This window comes from Desulfosporosinus sp. I2 (assembly GCF_000960765.1).
In the GTDB taxonomy this organism is placed as follows: domain Bacteria; phylum Bacillota; class Desulfitobacteriia; order Desulfitobacteriales; family Desulfitobacteriaceae; genus Desulfosporosinus.
Genome location: NZ_JYNH01000067.1, coordinates 1 through 24614 on the forward strand (window position 1 = coordinate 1; position 24614 = coordinate 24614).

Sequence of the window (24614 nt, forward strand, 5' to 3'; positions counted from 1 at the left end):
AAGACTATTGCTGAACTTGAAAAATGCGATGCGACCGATGGAAGCAAAGCAGTTGCAAAGTTAGCTGCATTTGTAAATAGGAAGTTATCTCAGGGCGCAAAAGTTAAATTGGATCAGATGTGGCAAGAATTGCAAGCACCGCCCTTCGGATATTACGATTGCCTTGCGTGTGCTGGTATTTTGGGTTTTGTTTTACGTTTTTATATTAATGGTCCGTTCAACTGGATTGATAACGCTAACAATCCCAATGCACTCACATCCAAAAATCTAGCAACTATGATTATCAATATGTGCAAAGACAAAGTTGTCAATAACACCTTGTCTTCAGGCTCAGAAATATGGAATAAATATCGTGATTATGCAAAAAAGATTTTTGCACTGAATGACCAAGAAGCCGCCAGCGAAGAGCAGGCACGCAAATTTATGCGCGAAAAAATCATTGAAGCGGGTGTTCCTTTCTGGGCGTTGAAATACTTATCTGAAGATAAGTTCGGTGGTGTCGACTCCAAGGTTATCGCATGTAAGATCATTGATAATATCTCTGCGTTTATTTCTGAGAAAGAGGGCGCAGAGGAAGCGATGGATAATGTTATCAATTTATTTACTGGCAGGGGCCAACTACGCAAAACAATTTCGGACTCGTTTGCTGATGCACCTGGGAGGTATAGTGCGTTTAAGACGTTTGTTGTGGAATCTTACCCGCCTATTGAGAACTTGATGAATAATATTGGAATTGCTTCGAATGACTTATTTGACAAAATTAAAGAAATGATGCAACAAGCTACTTACTCTTGGTCTGAAGAGCAGGTAAAAGCAAAATTACTTGAGCTACTTTGTGAATATGAGCTTATTTTCACACTCAATGAATCCCTTGCGGTTTCTCGTAAGAATCTCTTTGCTCTCCAGCAAGATCTCAAAAACTGTTTTAATAGCATGAAGGTCCCGGGGCGAATTATTGAGAACTTTGATAAGCCATGGATTGGTGCATTAAAAATACTTTATATCGTGAGCAAAGACGGCATGATTGGACGCGATCTTGAAGAAAGATATAGTGACATAAAAGTCTTAAAACATTACGCTAAAGAGGCATGGCAATATGTGAATTCTTCCAAGCTTTTGCTGGATGAATATATGAAGCAAAAGGATATTCAATGCACTGGACAAGAATTGGACGAGGTATTTGAAAATTTAAAACAAGTTGCTTATGATAGCCCTGAAGTACTCTTCACCAGCGCCCTGCAATTACAAATTGATAAGATAGCATATACAAGAAACAAGGGAGAACTACAGAAGATATGGGAACAAAGCAGTGGTACGGTATCCTTATCTGCATGGTGCAAAAAATACACAACCCCCATACAATGGGTAGTTCCTGAAAACGATTTGAACCATTACCGAGCCCTGAAATCCGTTCAGGATACTGAACCTGTAGATAGAAATCAGTTAAACAATGCCCTTGTTTTTTTCCAAGGTGGACACTTGACTTACTTGCAAGATGCTGTTCATATACAGAAATGTTTCTTTGCTAAAATTGAGGATAACTATCAAGATGTCTTTCTCAAAAACAAAGAGCTTCTTATTGCAAAATTCCGCATGAAATGCGGAATTGAAGTCTATGGTTGGGAATACCGTGCCCAGGAGATATCCGCGATTATTAAAGATTTTGCCAAAGAAAAGATGAAAGAACAGTACTTGCAAGCTGCCCAAGATAAAGTAAAAAAGATGGGTGAATCTGCTCTTCGGATTAAAGTGAGTGCACTACTAGCCGAGCATCCCGAGTTATGCCGTACATTTTATCGATGAGGAGGAATAGCCTGTGACACTACAGCAAATTATACAACGCTTGGCAACCGAAAGGGAAATAGGATCAAGATTTCCCGTGCGTGCGACTTTTTGTAGACAGTATAAAGCAGTATAATGAATTGCTGCAGAGCCTTTCACAAGTGTGTGATAAGACGCTAGAATTGGCTTCTTTTTGTAGCGGACCAGACATCTTTCCTAACTTTACCAAAATGCTAAAAGAGATCGAAAATAAATTTAAGGGAAAACAGATATTGCTGTTGTCCGTGAGCGAATATTTGCGCCTTTCCATAAGGCATGAATTGCGACAAGATCGGGCACAAATACCAGCGCTTTGGCAACGTCAACAAAATGCATCATCCAAAACAAGGATTATTATTCCTATGTTGTATTGTCAGGAACTTTGGGATAGAGTAATGCCAGAAATGGATGAGCGTCAGCTAGATTATGCTTGGACCCTAGAATCCATTCCGCAGGCAAACGCAGCAGTTCGCTTGGAAGTTTATTCTCAAGATTTCATTAATGTTCTTCCGAACGATAAGGCTGTACAGGGGATGCGAGAGTGGCTGTTCAACTGGAATGATCATCTTGGTAGAGTAGACGGTAAACACAAAGTGATTACCAGCCTTTGGAAGCATGCTGAAAATATCACTTCGGCTATAGAAACGCTTGTCATATCCAACGTATTTGAATACATTACATCTGCACTAAAAGATGGAAATATTCTCAAAAAGGAATGGGGCACTGATGAAGAATGGCTTTCTTTGATCCCTTCGATAATTCCTGGTGTTTGCATTTCTAAGGTAATAGAAAATATTCTGAATGTTCGTACGTTTGACCCACTTGCGTTGTTAGCTCAATGGTCTATGATGACTGGTCCACAGCGTTGGTTAGTTTGGCTTTGGTACAGGATTAACAGTAGGGATGATTATTACTCTTATGCTATAAAGCAAAATTCTTCATATTTGGACGTTGAAAAGATGTTATCCTACTCCATTTTCGATGTTGTAAGCAAACACCCCGAATGGATTGAACAAAGAACAAAAGCTATGTCCGCGCTTAAAATAGCCGAGACTGGTGCGGAGTATTTTAAACGCGTCGACAGTTTGCCACTGATGGAAACGCGCCTGTCATTATTGACGTGTGCAACACATTCAGAAAAAACCCATGCAATAAAAACGATTAGTGAATGGTTACGAAAGGACGCCGATATTAAAGCGGTTTCAGCTTGCGTCACCGATAAGTTTCCGTTATTAAGTCAATATTTGACGACTTCGAGTGATGCATATAGTTCGGAGTTGAGGGATTATTATTCTTGGTATAGAAAACACAAGGTTATGAACATCTTACCAAATAATTCAGTGGATAAAGTCCAGACAGTATCCTTGGATTCTTTCAGCAGTCGTTATAGTGTCCTAAAGCAAATTGAAAACTTGGATGCTACAGTGCTTTGGGTTGATGCAATGGGCGCTGAGTGGTTACCTCTTTTGATGAGATGTATTATCAAATATTGCACAATAGGCACTGTGATTACGCAAAAAGTGGTTCAATCGATACTACCCACCGAAACGTGCTATAATAAACAATGGGAAAATATGGACATTGAATACGCGAAACTTGACAAATTAGATAATTTAGCTCATAAAGGTATGCCAGATGACAAAGATTATTTTTCATGCATAGCACATCAGCTGAATGAAATCGAGAATGTTGCTAAGACGGCTGCTACTCTCTTAGAGGAATATAACTATGTAGCCATTACGGCAGATCATGGAACAAGTCGTATAGCAGCGTTAGCATTTCATAATCTACTAGGAATTTCTGCGCCTTCTGGATCACAGGTGAGAAGCCATGGCCGCTATTGTGAAATAAATAGACCATTTAAATTGAATGATATCATTCCAGGAACTCTGTCGGTGACAATCAACGATTGCAACTTCATTGTTTTTGGCACTCATGAACATTATGTACAGTCTGGAAACGCTGCAGGGAAGAATGATGCTGATCATGCACATGTTGGAGAGGTTCATGGTGGTGCAACACCAGAAGAGGTACTCGTGCCGGTCATAATCTTAAAGCGAAAAACGCCAATTCAAAAACTAGTGGCAAGTATTTTAAAGCATACGGTTTACAGAGATAAAGGTGCTGCCACAGTCGAGATAGAGTTTAACAAGCCAGTCGCTAAATTATCCGTTATTGCTTCTGGAATCAATGGGGTATGCTCACCAAGTAAGGGCGGTACATTATGGAGTCTATTGTTTGAGGAAATCGAGACTCAGTCATATGTTTTGCAGCTTGAAGCAGATGGTAAAATTTTGGATGAGCAGCAAAGCTTTTCCGTGAAGGCAAAAGGAATCATTCGAAATGATGATATGTTTGGAGGATTATAGTGGTTCGCAAAATTGCAAAATGTTGTTGCGAATGTAGCAAAGCATTAACGAGAGACGAAATTGCATTATCAAAAAAACTTATCGGCCGGAATATTAATGAATTCTTTTGCATTGATTGCTTAGCTGAATATATTGATTGTTCGGTTGAGGATCTTGAAGTAAAAATACTAGAATTTAAAGAGCAGGGCTGTGCCTTGTTCCTGTAAATTATGGACATAGGAGGTTTAAACGGTGCTTGAAGGCAAGATAAAAGACGTTTTCTCAGAAATGATTGTCTTGAAAGACCCCAAAAGAACTGAGTTTTTCTCTAATTTGAGCCTGCCATCTTATTTGAGAGACTGGCTTGTTATGAAGTTTTCTGATGCTAGTGGAGTCATCGACTACGATAGTGTTCTTCGGTATATAAAACAATACATTCCGGGACGTGAAGATTTTGAGCATTATAAGTATTTGATGGTCAATGGCGAAACAATACGTTTTTTAGCACGTATACGAGTAATGGTTGATATCAAAGACGGTAAAACAGTATTCGAACTGCCAGACTTCGGTGGCACAAGAACAGGAGCTGGCGGAATCGTTGACAGCGACGTGGCTGACAAATGGCAAGATGTTCTGCTTCGGGAAAGTGAGAATTGGGGTATTGTTGAACTAATTTGGACAAAAGATTTTTCGACCAAACAAGCTAAAGGCATCATCAAACTTATTGATTATAATCCGTTTTGCCCTTACACAATCGACTTGGATTATTACCGTGAAGCTCGCAAAGAGTTCACAATACAAGAATGGATTGATGTTTTAATTTCTGCAGTGGATTATAATCCAGCCGGTTATGTAGATGATATTACTGGTGAGATAAGCGAATTAAAAAAGATGTGCTTTCTAAAGCGGTTATTGCCTTTTGTAGAAAATAGAATTAATCTGATAGAACTTGCACCAAAAGGAACTGGAAAAAGCTATATTTATGAAAAAATAAGTAAACGTGGCTGGCTTGTCTCCGGAGGCACTGTTTCAAGGGCTACATTGGTGTATGATAATGCAAAAAAAACAAGCGGACTATTGGCTCGATTTGATTTCGTGGGATTTGATGAAAGCCAGTCCATTAGATTTGAGCAACCAAGTCAAATTCAAGCTGCGTTAAAGCACTACATGGAATTTGGCGAAATAAAAGGGTTTGATGCCCAAATGGCTGCAACTGCAGGAATAATCGTGCTTGGAAATATTGATGCAGAACGATTTGATGTAAACAAAAACATGGTAGCAGAAATAAACCCGATTTTCCAGGAGTCTGCCACACTAGATAGGTTTCATGGCTTTATCCCTGGATGGGAAATTCCAAGGTTGAATCAAGACCTAATAGCAAATGGATGGGCAATAAATACTGAATATTTCGCTGAAGTTTTGCATGCATTGAGAGACGAACTAATATATTCAGCCATCGTTGATCAATGCATTCATGTGCCAAGGAAAGCGGACAAGCGTGATTTAACAGCAATTAAAAGGATTTGCACCGCATTCGTGAAACTACTGTTTCCCCATGCAACTTCAAAAGAAGATATTACTAAGGAAGACTTTCTTAAGTATTGCTTAGAGCCTGCAAAAGAAATGCGTCAGATTATTCGAACGCAGCTATGCATTGTAGATCCCAAGGAATATAATGTACCCGGCAAACAGGAAATACCAGATATTCAATATGCTGATGAGCATTGAAACACAGTGATTTATGCTAACTATTAATAATTTGATACAATGATCGTTTCGCTAGCGGAGGACGTCTCACGTGTTACTATTGTCGCAGTACCACATCTTGCTAGAGGCGTCTTTCTCATTTCTCCCAGGATAAAATTTAAAAGTGAATCCTCGTGAATTTTATTGGTGTGACTATGTGGATGTGTTATAAGTATTGATTATTAGCAGATACATCTGACTGGATACTTGAGAATTTATTTGATTATGAGGAACTTGAAACACTTGAAACTGAATTCATGATAGAAGAGGATAATTGGGTTGATAATGAGGAACAATCTGAAAATGCCCTTTTAGTCGAAAGTATAACTAATATAACAAGAAAAGATCCAGAAAAGGACCTTATGTTGAACTTCGAGACGCTAGATCCTATGCGAGCGTAACTCGTAGATATATTTCAAGTACTTATGATCAAGAGAGCGGGGGGGATGTTAAGTGGAGATGCAGTGAGATGGGTCGTTGATTTTGTTCAAATTCATTCGGATGGTGATTTGTTTCCAAAAGTTATCGAGATGAACGCGATTTCCGATCATAAGGATCAATTTGTAGCCCTAATCGAAGGAAAAGATTTATCTCAATTTTCTCCAGGAGCGTGTATGAATATTTCGTTCTGTGAGAGCCATTGTGTCGGCGAAATAGAGCCATGATCACGGAAAAATAGAGCCACCTTCACGGAGTAGAGAGCCACCAATTGTTTTCTGAATATTACGGTTTGCCAGCATTCCGGTAGTGACTGAGTCACTTCACCGGAAAAACAGTGCCACTCTTCAGGAGAGAGCCATCTACAATTCGTTCCTATTAACATTTAACAATATGATGCGCGCAGGATAAGACAGCAGCGGTGTAGCCGAGGCTGTGGAGAGTGTGGATAAGCTCTTTTAAGAATGGCCCCAAAGTGCTTATCCAAGTCTTGTGGTCAACCCGAAAGCGATTAGCGTAGGGTTTGTCCACAAGACGGCACTATCCACAACCCTCTGTAGGAGTGAATGGTAACAGTATTGTTATACTAGTGTCATCAATGGCTCTCTATTCGGAACCGTGGCTCTCACCGTCCGGAATAGTGGCTTAATTCACTCCAGATTATTCATTTTCGACTCTATAATGGATTTATACATTAAAATGTGTAAATTTATTATGGAGGACGATAATCATGGTGAATTATCGCGAAATTCTACGATTGCGAAGCTTAGATTACACTCAGCGCCAAGTTGCTGTCAGTGTCAAATGCTCTCGCAATACCATCAGTTAAGTCTGATAGTTTTAAGACAATCTGAAGGTCCCTTGTAACGAAGCTCAGCTGTTTCCTAATCGCTTTGCGGATTTCACGGCTTCTGGGTTTCCGATTCTTTTCTAGTTTCAGATAAAGTTTGCGTGCTTTTTGTCGATAGGTTCTTGGCTTGAGCTCTTTTCCTATTTGATTCTCATGTAATGTGTCCACCATGGCCTCTAACTTTTCCCGCGCGTCATTTAGTAAGGAAAAATCAGTGGGATATTTCACATCGGCCGGGGTGCATGTAGCATCCAGAATGAGTTTTCCGTGGTTTTGTTGGGGGGTTGCTCACTGCTTGCTTTATCTTCACGACAATTGTCGTCTGTACAACCTGAACTGGGCGGGGGAGTGTCCTGATCTTTATGATCTTGGGTTTCCGTCTTTGTTTTTCCCTCACACAAGGCTTCATTGAGTTCAGCAATTACCTTTGCGTCGAGGCGTTTCCGAAAATGGACCATACTCGATGAATCGAAAGGAGGGGTGGTTTGAAATTCCTCCAGTCCGATGAAGTATTGCAAATAGGGGTTTTCCATGATTTGTTGGACGGTTTCTTCGTCGGAAAATCCACACTTTTCTTTAATGATGAGGGCACCCAACGCGACACGGACCGGTTTCGCTACATTTCCAGTATGCTTTGGGAAATGAGAAGCATATCGATCTTCAACAACGTCCCAGGGAATCAAATCGGCCATTTTGACCCAGCGGTTATTCGCATCGAGTTTGCCACCTGCAAAAAATCTGAAGTCTTCGAGTAAGCTAATTTGACCTGTAGGTTTTCGGTACATTTTCGTCCCCCATCTGCAAGGTTTTTCGACCATATTCATCCTTTACCTTGCTTTATTATACCACGAAAACGGCCTTAGTTCCTACTCCCATGCGGGTTTTGAGGTTATTCAGTAATCCCTATCTAGAGATGGCAGAGCACGATAACACTGCCGTGATCCCGGCGCGACCGTTTTCTCCGAAGGACAAGCCCAATGCTGAAGGCACGGTCGGAGTTATTTCTACCTGGATTATTGCAGCTCTGCGGAACGAAAAATTCTTTTCCTTCCCCGAATTGAATGCTGCCATTCAAATGAAGCTTCTGGAATTTAACACAAAACCCTTTCAAAAAAAGAATGGAAGCCGGTTAAGTGCTTTTGAAGAAGAAGAGAAATCCTTCCTTCAGCCGTTGCCTGCTTCCCCCTATGAAATGGCTGTCTGGTCAACTGCCAAAATACAACCTGATTATCTCATAACGGTGGGGAAAAACAAGTATTCGGTGCCTTTTGAATTCATCGGTCACGAGGTGGATATCCGTTCTACGAGCAAAACCATTGAAGTGTTCTTTCAAAACAATCGCATCGCCTCCCATGTCAGAAAATATGTGATCGGTGATTATGAAATATTACCTGAACATATGCCTGAGAATCACCGGAGATACCTGGCCTGGAACAAGGAAGCCTTCCTTGTGTGGGCAGAAGAGGTTGGAAGGTCAACCTTGATGGTCATGAAATCCTTCCTGGCCTCCGTCAATGTAGAGCAGCTTAGCTACAAAACCTGTGGTTCGTTGATGAAGCTGGCAGACCGTTATTCTGTAACGCGGATTGAAGACGCCTGCGCCCGTTCTCTTAGCTATACCCCTTCGCCAAGCTTGAAAAACATACAGACCATCTTGAAAACCGGGCAGGACAAGGTGAAACCGGAGAAGGATTCGGACACTCCAAAACCAAGCGGCAAATACGGTTTTACCCGAGGAGCCGAGTATTTTGGAGGTGGCCGAAATGATTAATCAAGTGACTCTAGATAAACTGCACGGTATGTGTTTGAGTGCAATGGCCGAGGCCTTCACCTCCCAAACCGGAGATAAAGCTTATGCATCCCTTACCTTTGAAGAGCGATTCGGGATGATTATTGACCAAGAATGGGGAAAGCGACGCTCCAATAAGCTACAAAAGCTGATCCGGACTGCAGGTTTTCGGTATCCCAATGCTTGCATGGAGAGTATTGAGTACCACGAGGACAGAAAGCTGAACAAATCACAGCTTTTACAATTCTCAACCTGCCGCTACATCCAGGAGGGCCATCATCTCATTATTGAGGGCCCTTCGGGAAATGGCAAAACCTTCTTGGCTTGTGCCCTTGGCAATGCTGCCTGCAGGAACTTCATGACAGTTCGCTATGTAAGGCTTCCTGAACTGCTCAACGACCTTGTCGTTGCCAGAGGTGAGGGTACTTACAAAAAGCTGATAAAAATCTTCCAAAAGGTTGATCTGCTGATTCTGGATGAATGGCTGTTAAAGCCCTTAACGACCGATCAGGCTATGGATCTGTTTGAGATCATAGAAGCTCGAACCCGGCAGGGTGCCATGATTTTCAATACCCAGTTTGACCCCAGAGGATGGTATGATCGCATTGGAACTCCAGAGGATGGTACTGTATCGGAGGCTATCATTGACCGAGTTAAGCACAATGCCTACGAAATACTCATCAATGGAAAAATATCCATGCGTGAGCGCCCCGGCTTAAACGCCAATAAGCCGGGGGGTGCAAACGAGTGAATAAGAAGAATTACAAAGAATGCTATGAGGAATTGCACGATCTTTTTCAAGAGCTATTGTCTGATCATAGACAAGTTCTTGAACGTTTGGGCGAACTGCGAGCAGAAAACGAAATCCTTATGGGCATTCTGAAAGAGCATGGCATTAAAATACCAACCAAATATGCGAATTTCTAAGGAAGGCCATCCTAGCTGAGGTCTTGCCGTTGCTGTTGCAAGACCTCAGCTGGCAAACTGAACTTCTGAAATGCCCTCATACCAATATCTTCCCAATAAAGCATGTTATCCACAATATCCACAGTCCCCTGGAGGTGATATCGGAAAAGAGTTGTCAGTTCAAAACAATTGCTGATAAAGCCATCAGGGTCATCTAAGGGGTTGGTGGCTTTCTATTCCGTGATCATGGCTCTATTTTCCCGTGAAGGTGGCTCTCTTTCTCCGATAAAGTGGCTCTTTCACGCCGAAATATTCAGTGTACAAGATTCATTGTTCCAAAAGACGAAATTTCCTATCGCCAGGCCACGGAGACGATCGGCCGCGACCTTTCCTACGCATTCTATGACGTGACCAACTATTTCTTCGAGATAGACTTCCCCGCTGGCGAGGATGACCTGCGGAAAAAGGGCGTGTCGAAGGAGCACCGCACCGACCCGATTGTCGCGATGGGCCTTTTCATGGATTCGAACGGACTTTCGGTCAGCATGTCGATTTTCCCCGGCAACACGAGCGATTCACTCACGCTTCAGCCGACCATGAAGGACGTCAAGGAATCGTACGGGCTTGGCAGGCTGGTCGTGGTCGCCGACAAGGGGCTCAATTCGTCGAAGAATATCGACGTGATCGTGAACAATGGCGACGGTTTCGTCTTCTCGCAGATACTAAAAGGGAAAAAAGGGCAGCGCTACAATGAAAAGCTGTTTGATAAAAGCGGGTGGACATCGAACGAGGGTGGTACATACAGATATAAGCTGTTCAAGGAAGAATATGAGGGTAAAGACAAGGACGGAAAAAAAGAAATACGGACAAGGAAAGTGCTTCTGTATTGGCGCAAGGCCGAAGCCGACATGGCGAGGCGCAAGCGGGAAGAAAAGCTTGAAAAGGCCGCGCGCTCCGTCAAGAACAATGCCTATGGCATCAAAAAAGGCGTCGAGGAATACACAAAAGAAGACATTATTGACAAGAAGACCGGCGAGGTTCTGGAAAACACAAAAAAACTGCGTAGAGTGGATTTGGAAAAGGCGGAGAAAGACGCGATGTATGACGGCTATTTTTGCATCATCACCAGCGAACTTGACTATGATGAGCGGAAAATGCGCCAGGTGTACGGTGGCCTTTGGCGGATAGAGCAGTCGTTTAGAATTATGAAAACGGACTTTGATGCCAGACCCGTGTTCGTCAGAAAGAATGAGCATATCCGTGCACATTTTCTGATCTGCTTCGTCGCACTCCTCATCATTCGAATTATTCAGCATCGTATGGGAGAAAAGGCGCTGTCAGCCGAACGGATCGCAAGAGCGCTGGGTGCCGCAACATGTCAGGTTTTGAAGGGCGGCATCATTCACCTCGACGATGTCGGCGGTGCGATCGCGTTCCAAAAGGTGCGAAATAAAAAAGGCGAGATAATAGACACGCTGGCATATTCGGATGAAGACGAAATAGCGCTGGATTATAAGACAATACAGGATACGTTTGGTACGGATTTTTACAATATTTATCCGCGGCAGGAGGTGTTCAACAAATTCCTGAAGAATATCACTGTAGCATAACAAAATTTATATTTGATCAAAGCGCGAAAAAGCCCGTAGTTTCAACAACTATGGGCTTCTTACCTTTATTAAACTGTAAAAGTCAGGCCACAAGATAGTATCAAATTAACTTCAATTATTTATCAATATGGAATGGGAATAGAAAACAGGAGATTGGCTTCGTGAGCAAAAAGAAAAGTATCAAAGCATGGATCCATGGCAAAAGATTGCTTTCGGCTTATGGCATTTCAGGACTGCCCAAAGATGAAAAGAAGTATTTTATTAACAAGGCAACATTTTATAGACCTTTTGATATTACACTTTCAAAGTGGGCAAAGAATGTATGACTTCATATGAAAGGGCACTGATAGATCATACTGTGCGGAACGTTTCCACAACCGTTCCGCACAGGCACTTTTTTATCTAAAAATCTAACAGTTAAAAAGTTTTGGCTGAGCAATTGTATACTTAAACAAGGTTCAAAATCATAAAGGAAGTAAACCGAGTTCATAGGCCGTAAAAACCAATGAGACCAAAGTAGTTGAGTTAATCACCTGGTGTTAGACTTATATGACTTTGCCCGGCAAATAAGCTAAAGGCAGTCATAAGTTAGAGGTGGAGCATGTCTGAAATTAACTATGGACTGTATGAGCAAATCATTAATGGAATCATTACCGATAACCTTAATAAAGTCGATCAAGCGCTTGTCATAAAAGATACTCAGCCACTGGATTCGGCTGAGTCTTCTAAGATTCTGGCGGATTACCTAACCAGAATCTTGCGCGAGATCTTTAATTATATCGACGATGGGAATACCATCGTCAGAGACCGAGTTAATCTCTGTAATGGGATTTTGCAGTACATTACAGAGTGTATTCAAAAAGGGAGCTTTAGTTTCAAAAAAGATGAAGCGACCTTGAAAAGGGTCAAGAATTTCCTCATCCAGCAAGATGCCCAGATGTTATTATCCCTGGTGGACAAAAAAGCAAGTAGACAAACAGCCTTACTGGGTTCTGAAAAGATCGTAAGACCAGACACGTCCATTTCCGAGAACTCCCTCTTCACAGGTGCAGTTCATGAGCCAAGCATGGTGTCAGAGCTGAAAAAGGAAATCTTAAGCAGTCACAGGATTGACTTTCTCGTATCGTTTATCAAGTGGAGTGGCTTAAGGTTGATCATCAATGAACTGACGCAGTTTACAGCCAATGGCGGCAAATTGCGGGTTATCACGACCTCCTATCTGGGGGCCACTGATTTTAAAGCGGTCGAGCAGCTCAGTAAACTGTCCAATACGGAAATCCATATTTCCTATGATACCGAGCGGACTCGCCTTCATGCCAAGACATATGTTTTTTGGAGAGATACCGGCTTTAGTACGGTCTACATCGGATCGTCCAATATTTCGGAGTCAGCAATGACCAGTGGGTTGGAATGGAATATTAAGCTATCTCAATATGACTCTGGGGACATTCTAGAGAAAATCCGAGCCACATTTGAAGGGTATTGGAATAATCCTGAGTTTACACCCTTTATTGCGGCGATCGATTCCGAGCGTTTGAGACAAGCCTTAAAGTCTGAGAGAAGAACCAGTCAAGATGAAGCGGGGAACGTGGCATTTAACTTTGACATTAAACCGTATTATTATCAGCAGAAAATACTGGACAAATTGAAAGCGGAGCGGGAAGTCCATCACTCATTCAAAAATCTGGTCGTTGCAGCCACGGGTACAGGTAAGACGGTCATTGCCGCCTTTGACTACCGGGACTTTTGTAGGGCGAACCCGGGCAAGCCAAGTAGACTGCTTTTTGTCGCTCATCGTAAGGAAATATTAAGCCAGAGTCTGGCTTGCTTTCGAGGGATCCTCAAAGATCTTAACTTCGGCTCGATGATGGTCGGAGGGCTCAAGGCCGATAGTTTTGACCATTTATTTGTTTCGATCCAATCCTTTAACTCCAAAGAACTGACAGAGATCACCACGCCTGATTTCTATGATTATATAGTGATTGACGAATTCCATCATGCAGCTGCCCCATCCTATCAAGAACTCTTAGATTATTACAAACCTAAGATCTTACTGGGGCTAACGGCAACACCGGAGAGAGCGGATGGGCGAAGTATCTATTCCTATTTCGAAGGCAGGATTGCTGCCGAAATCAGGTTATGGGAAGCGATTGAACGAAAGCTGCTCAGCCCTTTTCATTATTTCGGTGTGACAGATAATGTTGACCTGAGTCACGTGCGTTGGGTTGCTGGAAAATATGATGAGCGGGAAATTGAAAATCTGTTTGTTTTTGAGCGAGCGGTCGCTGTTATACGTGTCGGAAATGTCATTCAGGCCATTGAAAGGTATTGCTTAGAACGTGCGGACATTATCGGAATTGGGTTTTGTCTGACTAAAAAGCATGCTGAATTCATGTCCGAGATCTTTAACAAATCCGGGATCCCCTCAGAATTCCTCATTGCAGAATCCGAGGACGGTGTTCGGGATAGTGTGAAGCGCCGTCTAGTAACGAAGGAAATCAAGTTCGTTTTTGTGGTGGATATATATAATGAAGGAATTGATATTCCTGAGGTGAATACGGTTCTATTCCTACGACCGACGGAAAGCTTAACCGTCTTTTTGCAGCAGCTGGGTCGTGGTTTAAGGCTTAGCGATGGGAAAGAAGCCCTGACGGTCTTGGATTTTGTGGGACAAGCTCACAAGAAGTATTCGTTTGAAGACCGTTTCAAAGCGTTGTTATCAAGGACTCGGAAAACGGTCGAGCATGAAATTAAGCATGGCTTTGCCAATGTACCGAGGGGATGCTCGATTCAATTAGAAAAGCAGGCCCAGGACTATATTTTAGAGAACATCCGCAATGCGGTAAATACAAAACGAAACCTGATCAGTAAGCTCCATGATTTCATGGAAACCAATCGAGAGCTAAGGGTTAGGGAGTTTTTTGAGGGTTACCATGTAACCCCACAAGATGTCTATAGCAAAAAGGTTACTATAGTGGGACTAGCGGCTCAGGCTGGCTTAATCAAGGGATATAAGGTACAGCAAGAACGTGAGAGCCTGATCGCTTCGGCGCTTGGAAGATTGTCTTTGGCGAATTCCAGGCGATGGATTCGTTTCATACAGACGATCCTACCCCAGATCCAGGTAGGGAAAGGTGTTTTGTTGAACCCTTTGACCTCGGCGGAGAAAACGATGCTCACAATGGCTTACTATACTGTATGGGGTAAGGGACTGGGTGACCTGGGTAATCGGTTTGCTTCTATTGAAAAGGCGCTATATTGGGTCATTGACGATCCACTACTTTATCAGGAATTGATGGACTTGCTGGACTATCAGTATATGAAGATCGATTTTATGGATAAGCCATTGGACAAATTTGGGGCGGAATATCCACTCGACTTGTATTGTTCTTATACCTTTGATCAGATCCTGGTAGCTCTCGGAAAACATACAGAGGAAAAGAGGAGCTCTTTCCGGGAAGGCGTAATCTATCTGGCTGAGAAGAATCTGGATGTTTTCTTCGTGACCTTGAACAAGTCCGAGAAAGATTATTCTCCCTCGACGATGTATCAGGATTATTCTATTAATGAGGAGCTGTTCCATTGGCAGTCCCAGAGTCGAACGACTGAGGAATCGATAACCGGGCAGAGGTATATTAACCAATTAACCAGTGGGGGAAATGTGTTGTTTTTTGTGAGGGAGTATAAGAAGGAGGGAACTTTTGCCTCGCCATTTACCTGTCTCGGATTGGCGGATTTTCAAAGTCACTATGGCTCAGCGCCGATCAGTATTGTTTGGAAAATGAAGGAGCCTTTGCCTGGGTTTGTGCTGAAGAAGACGGTGAAGGTTTGATATATACTCTACAAATTGTTTGTCGCACGAGAGATTATATAATTATTGTGTGATTTTGATAACCCTTTTGCAAAACGTTTTTCAGAATATCAAGCCCTTTTTCCAACTCTTCTATCGTATCCGGTCCAGATAGAGAGATTCGAACAGCTGAAGGTGCCGGATTACTCCCAACCGCAAATTTATCTGCGCAAAAGACTTGTACGCCAGCTTCGCGTGCAAACAGTTCAAATTCTCTTCCCATCCATCCTGTCGGGAGAATTAGCCATTGAAAAAAACCACAGGGTCTATTTACTATATCGTAGCCGGATAGTATTTTTAATGCCGACTCATTTCTTTTTCGTGCTTCCTTCCGTTTATCCTCCATGATGGCATCTGCTTTCCCTGTAACTATTAAACGTGTTACTAATTCTGCAGTAATCGGTGAAGCCATCCATGTTGTATTCAATAACCCTTTTTCCATTGACTCGATATAAGGTTCCGGTACTCGCACAAAAGAAATCCGAAATCCAGGTCCAAGGAGTTTTGATGTGCCTCCTACATAGATTCCCTGATTTGGAACATAAGCAGATATGGGAACACTTTCAAGATTACCTGTATAACCATAAGCATCATCCTCGATCAAAATTAGATTATATTTCCTTATAATATCAGCGATCTGCTCTCTGATGTTTTGTGTCATGGAAATAGTTGTTGGATTTTGGACTTCCGGCATAAGATAGATACCCTTAATCCCCTCGTTTTTGCATGCGTTTAATAGTCCTTGTGGACTCATGCCTTCACTAGTCATTTCGATAGGGACCAGGCGAATACCATGCAAAGCTGCTAGGGTTTTTAACCCAGGGTAAGTTAAGGAATCAACTGCAATTCGGTCTCCAGGATCAAACAATGTTAGCAAACAAATGGCTATTGCATTTTGAGAACCAGGCGTAATGAGAATCTCTTCAGCTGAGGCATTAATGTTAAAACGCTTTAACCATTCCGCTCCAATAACCCTATTATTAAAATAACCAGCTGGCTCAGAGTACCTAATTAATCTTTCCATATCCATGTCTTGAAGTGAATCTTTAACCATTCTAGCAGTAACTTTGTTGATACCGTAGAGTGGTAGTACTTGCCCCATTTCAATCAAATTCAATGTTTTATCCTGACTTATTAGAGATAAAGATACCTTAACGTCAGCAGCTACAAACGTTCCACGCCCTACTACTCCAGAAATCAGTCCCTTCAGCTCGCAAACGCGAAGAGCTCTTGTTACTGTACTTAAATTTACTCCAATAAGGTCCGCAAGCTCTCTTTGAGGAGGTAATTTATCACCAGGCTTTAAAATTCCTGAATTAATGTCTGACTCCAAAGCGTCTGCTAATGCAATATAAAGGGGTTTCTTACCTATCTCAATTGTTGGATTCCATTCGTTAGACATCATTACCACCTCGAAAAACATTGTTCTGCATACAATAATACCATTGACCACCATACAATTCAAGCGTACAATTAAGATTAATGAATACAATTTTAAGATTATTGTTATACTTACGATCAAAAGGAGGAACTGATAAATGGAACATAATAAGTATATTAGGATTGTAAGCGAACGCCTCAGAGAAGAGGCTCTAGACTTGGATTTATTTGAACAAGCCAAAATTTATGCATTTGACTATATGCGCAACATTCTTAACCAAGACGTATTTCCTGGCAGGAAAGCTCTTGATGGATTAAATATCTTCAAAGAACCTCTCCAAGAGGAGTCGAGCAACCCCTATGAGATTCTTGACAGTTTGCACAATTATGGATCACCTGCAACCGTTGCACAAACAGGCGGACGTTATTTTGGTTTTGTAAATGGTGGTATTGTTCCAGCTGCTCTGGCTGCAAAGTGGTTATCTGACACCTGGGATCAAAATGCTGCTTTATATGTTATTTCTCCCATTGCTTCTGTTTTGGAAGAGGTTTGTGAAAAATGGCTTGTTGATCTTTTCAATTTACCTCAAAACACAGCTGCCGGATTTGTAGGGGGAAGTTCCACTGCAACGCTTTGTAGATTAACGGCTGGAAGAAACCAATTATTACACCAACTCGGCTACGATGTCGGTAAAAAAGGACTCTTCGGCGCACCTGAAATTCGTGTCATACTTGGAGAAGGGGCTCACTCGACAATTTATAAAGCCCTTTCCATCCTAGGACTTGGAAGCGAGCGCATAATCAAAGTTCCAGCAGATAAGCAAGGTCGAATATCAGTAGACGACGTTCCGGAACTTGACAACCGAACTCTATTAATTCTGCAGGCTGGAAACGTTAATTCAGGTTCTTTTGATGATATTAATACACTCTGTCAAAGGGCTAGAAATGCTGGTTCGTGGGTACATGTGGATGGAGCTTTTGGTTTATGGGCGGCAGCTTCAGAAGAACTGAGATATCTTACTAAAGGTGTTGAATTAGCTGACTCTTGGTCTGTTGATGCGCATAAAACGTTAAATGCACCCTACGATAATGGTATTGTGCTATGTCGTAACCGGGATGCACTCGTGCAAGCGCTTCATATGACAGGTTCTTATATCATTTATAGTGATCATCGAGATGGAATGTTATATACATCGGATATGTCACGAAGGGCCAGGATCGTTGAATTATGGGCAACAATGAAATCTCTCGGCAAAAAGGGCATTTCGGAACTCGTAGAAGACCTGCATCATAAAGCATTGTACTTTTCAAAGGGTCTGGAAGAGATCGGTTTTACAATTAAAAACGAAGTTTGTTTTAATCAAGTATTAGCTTCCCTAGAGAAATCCGATCTAACAGAAAAAACGCTGAAACACATACAAGAATCCAAAGTATGTTGGTGTGGAGGTGCAAAATGGGAGGATGAGACAGTTATTCGCATCAGTGTTTCTTCTTATCGAACAACTTACGAAGACATTGATCGTTCCGTAAAGGCATTTGCCGAGGCAAAATGGGAGGCATCAAGAATCAACCCGACCAGCGTTTAACGGAGTAACCTGTGGTATAATTGAGCTAATTCACGAAAAACTTGGTCTTTCGCATTTTAACAAATATTGATCTTGAGAATTTACCATAATTGGGATAATATTGATAATATGAATATCCGCTGAAAATCATAAAAGGTAGGTGAGACCTTATGGATGATCATGATGTGCGATGGAAGCAAAGGCGTGATAACTTCAGAAAAGCAATTTCGCAATTGCAAGAGTTTATCGAAAAACCTGAACTGAATAAGTTTGAAAAACAAGGCTTGATTCAATGCTTTGAATATACCTTTGAGCTTGCGTGGAAAACCATGAAGGATTATCTGGAAGAACAAGGCTTTAGTATCAAAAGTCCAAGAATGGCTATTCAAACAGGGTTTCAGATACAGTTGTTGAAGGATGGGCATGTATGGATTGATGCACTAGAAAAAAGAAATCTTATGGCCCATACTTATGATGAAAATTTAACAAATGAAGCTGAAAAGCTTATTCGTACAACTTATTATGGAATGTTGCAAGAACTATTTTCTGCTTTGGAGGGCATGGCATGAATTTCGGACTTCGAGACGGGGATTTGGACAATATTATCACAACTATGCAGCAATTTTCGGAGATCGAAAAGGCGGCAATCTTTGGATCTCGTGCTAAGGGGAACTTTAAGCCCGGCTCCGATTTGGATATAGCAATTTGGGGAGAAGATATTTCCTTTTCAACTTTATCAAGACTACATGCCATTTTAGAGGAAGAAAGCCCTATGCCATATTTCTTTGATATTGTGGATTATTCACATTTGAATCATGAAGAATTGAAAAATCATATAGATAGAGCGGGAATAGTATTTTTCACTAGAGAGTTAGCGTAGTCATCATTGTTTTCCAAGGCATCGGTTTAACAAGTCGGAGCCTTTTTGTACTCGAATAATTCACTATTTTCGGAAGCTGCTTAAAAGTTTGAAGGCCTACTAGAGGGTAAGATCCAGGTTGAATTTCTTGAAGAAGTTTAATAGACCTGCAGCGAGTATTGGACAATGGGCAACCGGAGTATGCGTACAATCCGAGAGATTAGGCGAGAAGTGGCGGCCACGCGGCCGCCTTCATTTTTTTGGCTCCACCTAGACTTGCGGCGGATCGTAGAGGTCGTTGGTCGTGGTACCAACAACCTTAATATCCTGCTTTCCGATCAGCGCACCGCTGGACGTAAGGAATATATTCTTCTGAATAATCGTGTCCATAACGGCCTCGGCCCCAGCCTTATCAAGGTCTTCCCTCGGATCGGGGATGGTGATGGAAAACGTTTTGCCACCGGCAGTCGTAAAAGTTAACCTTACCACCTTATTCGTTGTGACAGCCATAGTACCACCTCATTTTCAATAAATTTTTCGGAGGGTTACTCATTGAGCAACTCAAAGTTTTTCCTCAGGAGCACGTTCATTACCGGATTCTTTCCCAGACTAAATAAAGCTGCCGCCACATCATAAACATCCTGTTCCATGGCGTCAGCCTTCACATCATTCAAGCTTTTCTGCCTGATTTCCGGGCTGCCGGCGGGCGTGGTTCCGGTCTGGTATTTTACAATCAGCGTCGAATTTGAAGACTTCGAACTTACAGCCATCGTCCTCACATCCTTTCCTCCGTATTGACTGACTGCGCTGAACTAAGCCTGTCTGTTTATTCTATGTGCCTGCTTGTCCGGAGGTTACAGTCTGCGACCAAGCTATAAAAAAGTAACACTCCCGCTGTCTTTTGATATGCATGCCCAAGAAGACGTAAGGGAGTGGAGGCTGTATATTTCTGTTGAAACGGTGGATTGGAAGGCCTGTCCCAGAATCGTAGGCGCCGACGATTCTGGGACAGGCCGTTTAAATGAGGTTTGTCACACTCATGAGCCTGGCCCCATATTCTGTGAATAAAGTAACAGAAAGGACGGGTAGTATTATGAAGGATTTGATCACAGAGCGCACGCCGCTCGTCATCGCGGCTGAAATAAATACGATCAGACACCAGACTGGAAAAATCCTTCTTGCCGGCGCCATTGAAATCGGCCGTCGCCTGAAGGAGGTCAAAGACCTGCTTCCCCATGGGGAATGGGGTAAGTGGTTGAAGGAATCGGTCAGTTACTCCCAGCGAACGGCCGACAGGCTGATGCAGCTCTGCGAAGAGTATGGGCCGAAACTGCTTGTTTCCCCCGAAAGTGACGGCAATCCAAATTCGTCACTGGTGACGAATTTGACCTACACCCAGGCGCTTATCCTTCTTGGGATCCCAGAAGAGGAGCGGGATGAGTTTATCGCGGAGCAGGATGTCGAGAGCATGACCAAATTGGAATTGCAGCAGGCTGTCAAGGACAGAGAACAGGCCATTCAGGAGAAAAAAGACCTCCAAAAAGATCTGAACTTGAAAAGCAGCGAAATCGCCCAATTAACCACTCAGGCCAAAAGCCTGGAGAAACAGGTGAAAGACTACAAGTCGAAATACTCGGCCGAGCAGGAAAAAGTCACGATAAAGCAGAGGGAGCTGGAGGCGGCCAAAGAAGAGATCCCGTCCGCCAGTAAAATTGCCGAACTGGAAAAAAAACTCAAAACCGCGGAAACCAAATCCTCCCTCATGACGGCCGACGCACAATTCACCATTCACCGCGATAACATGATCAAAGCATATGATGAGCTTTTGAAAATGCTCACTGGATTAGACAGAACGGACCTGGAGATGAAGGAAAAATACAGGGAGACGGCGAGTAAGATTGTTGAAAATATGGCGAAGACGCTGAAAGTATGGCCCCCCGTTATCAAGACAAATTTATCGTTTAATACGACCAATTCTTAGAGGGGTTAAATCCAGCGGCCACCGGGTAGTAATCCTCCCTACGGAACAGAAGAGATCACTGTGTTTTAGAACATTCAAGGAACTGACCTGGGAGCTGAGCAACTTCGTTGCAAAGGATCCGGATACCTCTCACTAAAAAAGCAAGGTTATTGATTTTTAGTGAGAGGTATGAAGGAGAAAATGTGACAAGTGGGGGAGATGCCGATGAAGAAAGCAAAGCGGACTGCTAAACGCAGTCTTCTTTTTTATGGGCCGTTGTAATTTCAGCAACCTTGCGATACCAGAAGTGAACCGCAGACAAAAGAGCCTCAGAATATCGTTAAAAGAAACAGATGCTGGCAAGGTTTTACAGAATCATGAAGAATTTAGGGTCATTAACAGGCTTTGCCATAGGGAACGGCTAGAAAGTTATACAATCTGAAGGCCCAAGAGATCCGAACCCTGAGCGGTAAAGTGGAACAGGCAGATGGTGTGAATCACGGTTTTCTTTCCCTACGAAGCCTTAAGGGAAACTCGTCTTCTGATAGCTACTTAGAAGGTCCTTTCAAGCTACTCAGTGATCATGTCTCGAATTTTGCTCCGATTAATGGGAACATACCTAAGGATAAGCCAGAAATGCTGGAAACCATAGATAGGCTCTTAGCGGTACCAGAAAATTACTTTAGACAAGTGGATTCTCGTTACCTTTAATGTAGCTGCCCTGACGGGGCTAATATGTGTAAACACGTAGCGGCAGTTCTCCATGGGGTAGGAGCCTGGCTTGACGAAACGAAGCAAGTGACGAAGAGAGAAGGCAAAAGGGGCTTAATGCAAAAGGCTGGAGCAAAAAATATGCTTCCAGCCTTTTGACAGTCTTCGTTCTAGTCAAATATGTTGCGTAAGTCAATTGCTAAGTCATTCAATATCCCATTGTTTATTGTTTCGTCTTTCCCGTACACTGCTGGTTCAGTAAATACATTTTCGGAAAAATTATAAACTTCCACAATCTTATTCAATGGATCAACTATCCAGTATTCTCGAACTCCTGACAACCGGTAGCGTCGTAATTTGACTCGTTTGTCTTTTAACGCTGTTGACGGACTCAAGACCTCAACCACAAGGTCTGGAACACCGACACAGCCTTTCGGGTGTATCTTTGATTGATCACATATCACCGTTATATCAGGTTCAACATAGTTGTCATTTTCATCATCCAACCAAACCCCAAAAGGTGCTGGAAAGGCCTTGCACTGTTTACCCTTTAGATAAGTATAAAACTCACCATATAAATTTCCGACAATAGCTTGGTGTTGAGATGAGGGAGGTGGTGTCATATCGTAAATTACACTATCAATACGTTCCCATCGTTCAAACTCGAATTCCAATGGTTTTTCTTCCAAATAAAGCACCCCCTTTGTAAAATTATACCATGGTTCAATTGGTTTTAAAAGGCGAATGAGAATTTGCATAGCTATTCTACTATAGAAATAACTCGAGTTGGCAACCCTACGTTTTGATTGTAGCAACGGGCTGCTCGGCACACTCTCTGGGTAAAGCCGGTCTTCTGTCTCCTGAGGGCATCGAGTATTGCGGCCCTAAGCTCGCCAACGTGCTGAAAGCAATTGGTGAGGCGAATGGGCTCACTTCGTTGCCTCCGGCGTGGCATATGGGAAGTTGCGTCGATAACTCCCGAATCGATGATTTGATAGTGGCCCTGGCCACTCGCGTAGGAGTCGGGGTACGGGATTTGCCGGTTGCTGGATCGAGCCCAGAACCTCAGAGTCCCAAAGCTTTGTCTATTGGCACGTTCTTTATAGCCCAAGGAGTCGACGTTCATATCGGTCTTAATGCTCCGATCAGTGGTTCACCGTAGCGCATGCAGTCGCTAAACTTGCCAAAGACATTGGGGGTAGCCAAGTCTTTGCGGTTATCAATAAAGTTCACCCTGGTCAGATTGAAGAGATTCAACGGGAAATGGACTTGATTCCGATCTTAGGATATCTACCCTATGACCCTATAGCGGTGCAGGCGGATCTCACAGGTCAAAGCCTCTTTGATTTAAGTCCGAAATTCGTGGACCTAGCTAAAGAAATTAAGATACAGATCGAAGCGTTAATCGGTTAACTTAACAAATATTCATTTAGCGCCCCAGGTTTCTTTATTGAACTTGGGGTACTTCATTTTCCATCCCACTCGTTAACAATTACATTCCCCTCATAGTGCCCTTTCTCCAACTGATGGCGGGCTTTTCGGTTGGCTACACTGTCAAAGATGATGGAGAAATCATAATCATCGGGGTAGAGTTCACTGGCGGCTATCTGTAATTTTAGCCGTTTATGGTTTATCAGGCTTTTCTTTCCCTTAATCTGAACGCCAATTTCGCCCTTAGCATTGGAACGTGCGTAGACAATACCGGTTTCCTTTTGTGGATAGACAATGACGCTGTCACCGAGATTAAACGTTTCGCTGCGAGAGGGCACTTTGGGCTTTGGTGCTTCTTGTTTGACAATCTGCGGTACTATCGCGGCCGGAGCAGGTAACGGATTACTTTGCTGTAGCGCACCCTCGTATTGTTTGGTTGAATTTCCATAGGCGGCTTCGTGAGCACGGATAAGCATGTGTTGTTGCATACCCAGCCTTTCCGCAATATAGAGTGCGCAACTCGCCCCAGCCTCTCCGATTTCCAGTCGGTAGAGCGGCAAAAGGCTCTCTTTGTCGAAGGCCATGCGGGCATTGACAAGCCCAGGCTTATTGGCCGCGTATTCTTTGATTTCAGGATAATGAGTTGTCACAACAAACAGGCACTTTTTCGCGCTCAGCTCATCTAAGATGGCAATTGCCAGCCCCATTCCTTCGGCCGGGTCAGTTCCGGAGCCAAGTTCGTCGAGAAGGACGAGTGATTCAAGATTTGCCTGCCTTAGTATCTCGATAATGTTCGTAATGTGAGAAGAAAAAGTCGATAGATTTTCCGTAATACTTTGCCCATCGCCAATATCGCACAACACTAGATTGTGCAGGCAAAAAATACTGTTTTCTTCGGCGGGAACATGCAGTCCGCTTTGTGCCATAAGAGAGAGAAGTCCTACGGTTTTTAAGGCAACGGTTTTGCCACCCGTATTCGGGCCAGTGACAACAACGCCATTTGTTGTATAGCCGACTTCAAAGTTTAAAGGTACGGCAGTCTCGGGATTAAGCAAGGGATGTCTGGCGTTGATCATAAGGATTTTTCTTTCAGAATTAATGATGACGGGCGATGCTTTCATCGCCAAACTTAGCTTACCCTTGGCAAAGAGAAAGTCCAGTGTTTCCATCGTCTCGATGTTTTGCTTAATAGTCGGAAGACTATCGCTTATAAGAGCAGTTAGGGAATACAGGATACGCCTGACTTCGCTGTCTTCTTCAATTTGCAGTGCGGACAGCTCTGATTGCAGTCTGCCCACAGATGCCGGCTCAATAAAGCAGGTCCCGCCGGTTTGCGACAGGTCGATAACC

Annotated in this window: 24 protein-coding genes and 2 pseudogenes; 19 read left to right on the forward strand and 7 right to left on the reverse strand. The window is 42.9% G+C overall.

All coding sequences use genetic code 11. The features are described 5' to 3' along the window. The 5 genes from UF75_RS29140 to UF75_RS15030 all read left to right on the forward strand — a co-directional run. Window positions 1–1803, forward strand: a 1803-nt coding sequence (locus UF75_RS29140) for a hypothetical protein (RefSeq protein WP_045575411.1), incomplete at its 5' end; no start/stop codon positions are given. Window positions 1804–1883: 80 nt separating this feature from the next. Then, on the forward strand, window positions 1884–4190 hold the full coding sequence (pglZ, locus tag UF75_RS15015) for a BREX-4 system phosphatase PglZ (protein ID WP_045575412.1): 2307 nt from the start codon (window positions 1884–1886) through the stop codon (window positions 4188–4190). Further along, the gene (locus tag UF75_RS15020) at window positions 4190–4396 is read left to right on the forward strand and encodes a hypothetical protein (protein WP_242860248.1); all 207 of its coding nucleotides are present in this window, start codon (window positions 4190–4192) and stop codon (window positions 4394–4396) included. The genes pglZ and UF75_RS15020 overlap by 1 nt, the downstream gene beginning before the upstream one ends. Before the next feature lie 25 nt (window positions 4397–4421). Next, on the forward strand, window positions 4422–5897 hold the full coding sequence (gene brxL / locus UF75_RS15025) for a BREX system Lon protease-like protein BrxL (RefSeq protein WP_197079414.1): 1476 nt from the start codon (window positions 4422–4424) through the stop codon (window positions 5895–5897). Between the two features lie 443 nt (window positions 5898–6340). Beyond that, window positions 6341–6580: a hypothetical protein gene (locus UF75_RS15030; protein ID WP_197079415.1), complete on the forward strand. Its 240-nt coding sequence runs from the start codon at window positions 6341–6343 to the stop codon at window positions 6578–6580. Between the two features lie 539 nt (window positions 6581–7119). Here UF75_RS15030 and UF75_RS26360 read toward each other — a convergent pair. Next, window positions 7120–7431 (reverse strand): hypothetical protein, encoded by a 312-nt coding sequence (locus tag UF75_RS26360; RefSeq protein WP_052693301.1) that lies wholly within the window; start codon window positions 7429–7431, stop codon window positions 7120–7122. Then, window positions 7428–7988, reverse strand: coding sequence for a transposase (locus tag UF75_RS30750; RefSeq protein WP_197079416.1), 561 nt, complete (start codon window positions 7986–7988; stop codon window positions 7428–7430). The genes UF75_RS26360 and UF75_RS30750 overlap by 4 nt, the downstream gene beginning before the upstream one ends. 128 nt (window positions 7989–8116) lie before the next feature. Between UF75_RS30750 and UF75_RS15040 the strand changes: the two genes are divergently transcribed. The 6 genes from UF75_RS15040 to UF75_RS15060 all read left to right on the forward strand — a co-directional run bounded on the left by UF75_RS15040 (window position 8117) and on the right by UF75_RS15060 (window position 15340). Then, entirely contained in the window at window positions 8117–8974 is an 858-nt protein-coding gene (locus UF75_RS15040) for a hypothetical protein (protein WP_156146467.1), read from the forward strand. Further along, complete coding sequence (locus UF75_RS15045; protein ID WP_045575414.1) at window positions 8967–9743, forward strand: ATP-binding protein; 777 nt, start codon at window positions 8967–8969, stop codon at window positions 9741–9743. The genes UF75_RS15040 and UF75_RS15045 overlap by 8 nt, the downstream gene beginning before the upstream one ends. After that, window positions 9740–9919: a hypothetical protein gene (locus tag UF75_RS15050; RefSeq protein WP_045575415.1), complete on the forward strand. Its 180-nt coding sequence runs from the start codon at window positions 9740–9742 to the stop codon at window positions 9917–9919. Before UF75_RS15045 ends, UF75_RS15050 begins: the two co-directional genes overlap by 4 nt. A gap of 269 nt (window positions 9920–10188) precedes the next feature. Next, window positions 10189–11508 (forward strand): IS1634 family transposase, encoded by a 1320-nt coding sequence (locus UF75_RS15055; protein WP_242860249.1) that lies wholly within the window; start codon window positions 10189–10191, stop codon window positions 11506–11508. Window positions 11509–11669: 161 nt separating this feature from the next. Next, a complete protein-coding gene (locus UF75_RS28320; RefSeq protein ID WP_197079417.1) occupies window positions 11670–11834 on the forward strand; it encodes a hypothetical protein in 165 nt (54 codons plus the stop codon). Between the two features lie 275 nt (window positions 11835–12109). Further along, window positions 12110–15340, forward strand: a complete 3231-nt coding sequence (locus UF75_RS15060) for a DEAD/DEAH box helicase (RefSeq protein ID WP_045575416.1) — start codon at window positions 12110–12112, stop codon at window positions 15338–15340. Between the two features lie 34 nt (window positions 15341–15374). Here the strand turns inward: UF75_RS15060 and UF75_RS15065 are convergent, their stop codons facing one another. Continuing rightward, a complete protein-coding gene (locus UF75_RS15065; RefSeq protein WP_197079418.1) occupies window positions 15375–16763 on the reverse strand; it encodes a PLP-dependent aminotransferase family protein in 1389 nt (462 codons plus the stop codon). Between the two features lie 133 nt (window positions 16764–16896). Between UF75_RS15065 and UF75_RS15070 the strand changes: the two genes are divergently transcribed. The 3 genes from UF75_RS15070 (at window position 16897) to UF75_RS15080 (ending at window position 19183) form a co-directional block, all read left to right on the forward strand. Next, the gene (locus tag UF75_RS15070) at window positions 16897–18324 is read left to right on the forward strand and encodes an aminotransferase class V-fold PLP-dependent enzyme (protein WP_082075166.1); all 1428 of its coding nucleotides are present in this window, start codon (window positions 16897–16899) and stop codon (window positions 18322–18324) included. A gap of 149 nt (window positions 18325–18473) precedes the next feature. Continuing rightward, the gene (locus UF75_RS15075) at window positions 18474–18872 is read left to right on the forward strand and encodes a nucleotidyltransferase substrate binding protein (protein WP_045575418.1); all 399 of its coding nucleotides are present in this window, start codon (window positions 18474–18476) and stop codon (window positions 18870–18872) included. Beyond that, entirely contained in the window at window positions 18869–19183 is a 315-nt protein-coding gene (locus tag UF75_RS15080; RefSeq protein WP_045575419.1) for a nucleotidyltransferase domain-containing protein, read from the forward strand. Before UF75_RS15075 ends, UF75_RS15080 begins: the two co-directional genes overlap by 4 nt. A 249-nt stretch (window positions 19184–19432) precedes the next feature. Here UF75_RS15080 and UF75_RS15085 read toward each other — a convergent pair whose 3' ends face one another. Beyond that, a complete protein-coding gene (locus UF75_RS15085; protein ID WP_045575420.1) occupies window positions 19433–19672 on the reverse strand; it encodes a DUF2922 domain-containing protein in 240 nt (79 codons plus the stop codon). A 35-nt stretch (window positions 19673–19707) separates the two neighbouring features. Beyond that, complete coding sequence (locus tag UF75_RS15090; RefSeq protein WP_045575421.1) at window positions 19708–19932, reverse strand: DUF1659 domain-containing protein; 225 nt, start codon at window positions 19930–19932, stop codon at window positions 19708–19710. A gap of 323 nt (window positions 19933–20255) precedes the next feature. Here UF75_RS15090 and UF75_RS15095 point away from each other — a divergent pair, with 323 nt between their 5' ends. The 3 genes and pseudogenes from UF75_RS15095 to UF75_RS30755 form a co-directional block, all read left to right on the forward strand. Continuing rightward, window positions 20256–21143 (forward strand): DUF3102 domain-containing protein, encoded by an 888-nt coding sequence (locus UF75_RS15095; RefSeq protein ID WP_045575431.1) that lies wholly within the window; start codon window positions 20256–20258, stop codon window positions 21141–21143. Between the two features lie 453 nt (window positions 21144–21596). After that, window positions 21597–21833 carry a hypothetical protein gene (locus UF75_RS15100; protein WP_045575422.1) on the forward strand — a complete coding sequence of 79 codons (237 nt, stop codon included), beginning with the start codon at window positions 21597–21599 and terminating at the stop codon, window positions 21831–21833. Then, a pseudogene (locus tag UF75_RS30755) lies at window positions 21834–21992 on the forward strand (SWIM zinc finger family protein); the annotation flags it as partial. 11 nt (window positions 21993–22003) lie between these two features. On the opposite strand, the gene UF75_RS15105 reads toward UF75_RS30755, so the two are convergent. Beyond that, window positions 22004–22591, reverse strand: a complete 588-nt coding sequence (locus UF75_RS15105) for a Uma2 family endonuclease (protein ID WP_242860250.1) — start codon at window positions 22589–22591, stop codon at window positions 22004–22006. 41 nt (window positions 22592–22632) lie between these two features. On the opposite strand from UF75_RS15105, the pseudogene UF75_RS15110 reads away from it, so the two are divergent. Next, window positions 22633–22989 (forward strand): annotated as a pseudogene (locus UF75_RS15110) (carbon monoxide dehydrogenase); the annotation flags it as partial. 107 nt (window positions 22990–23096) lie between these two features. Continuing rightward, entirely contained in the window at window positions 23097–23246 is a 150-nt protein-coding gene (locus UF75_RS28330) for a hypothetical protein (protein ID WP_156146469.1), read from the forward strand. A 53-nt stretch (window positions 23247–23299) separates the two neighbouring features. Here the strand turns inward: UF75_RS28330 and UF75_RS15115 are convergent. Continuing rightward, window positions 23300–24614, reverse strand: a 1315-nt coding sequence (locus tag UF75_RS15115; protein ID WP_045575425.1) for a DNA mismatch repair protein MutS, incomplete at its 5' end; no start/stop codon positions are given.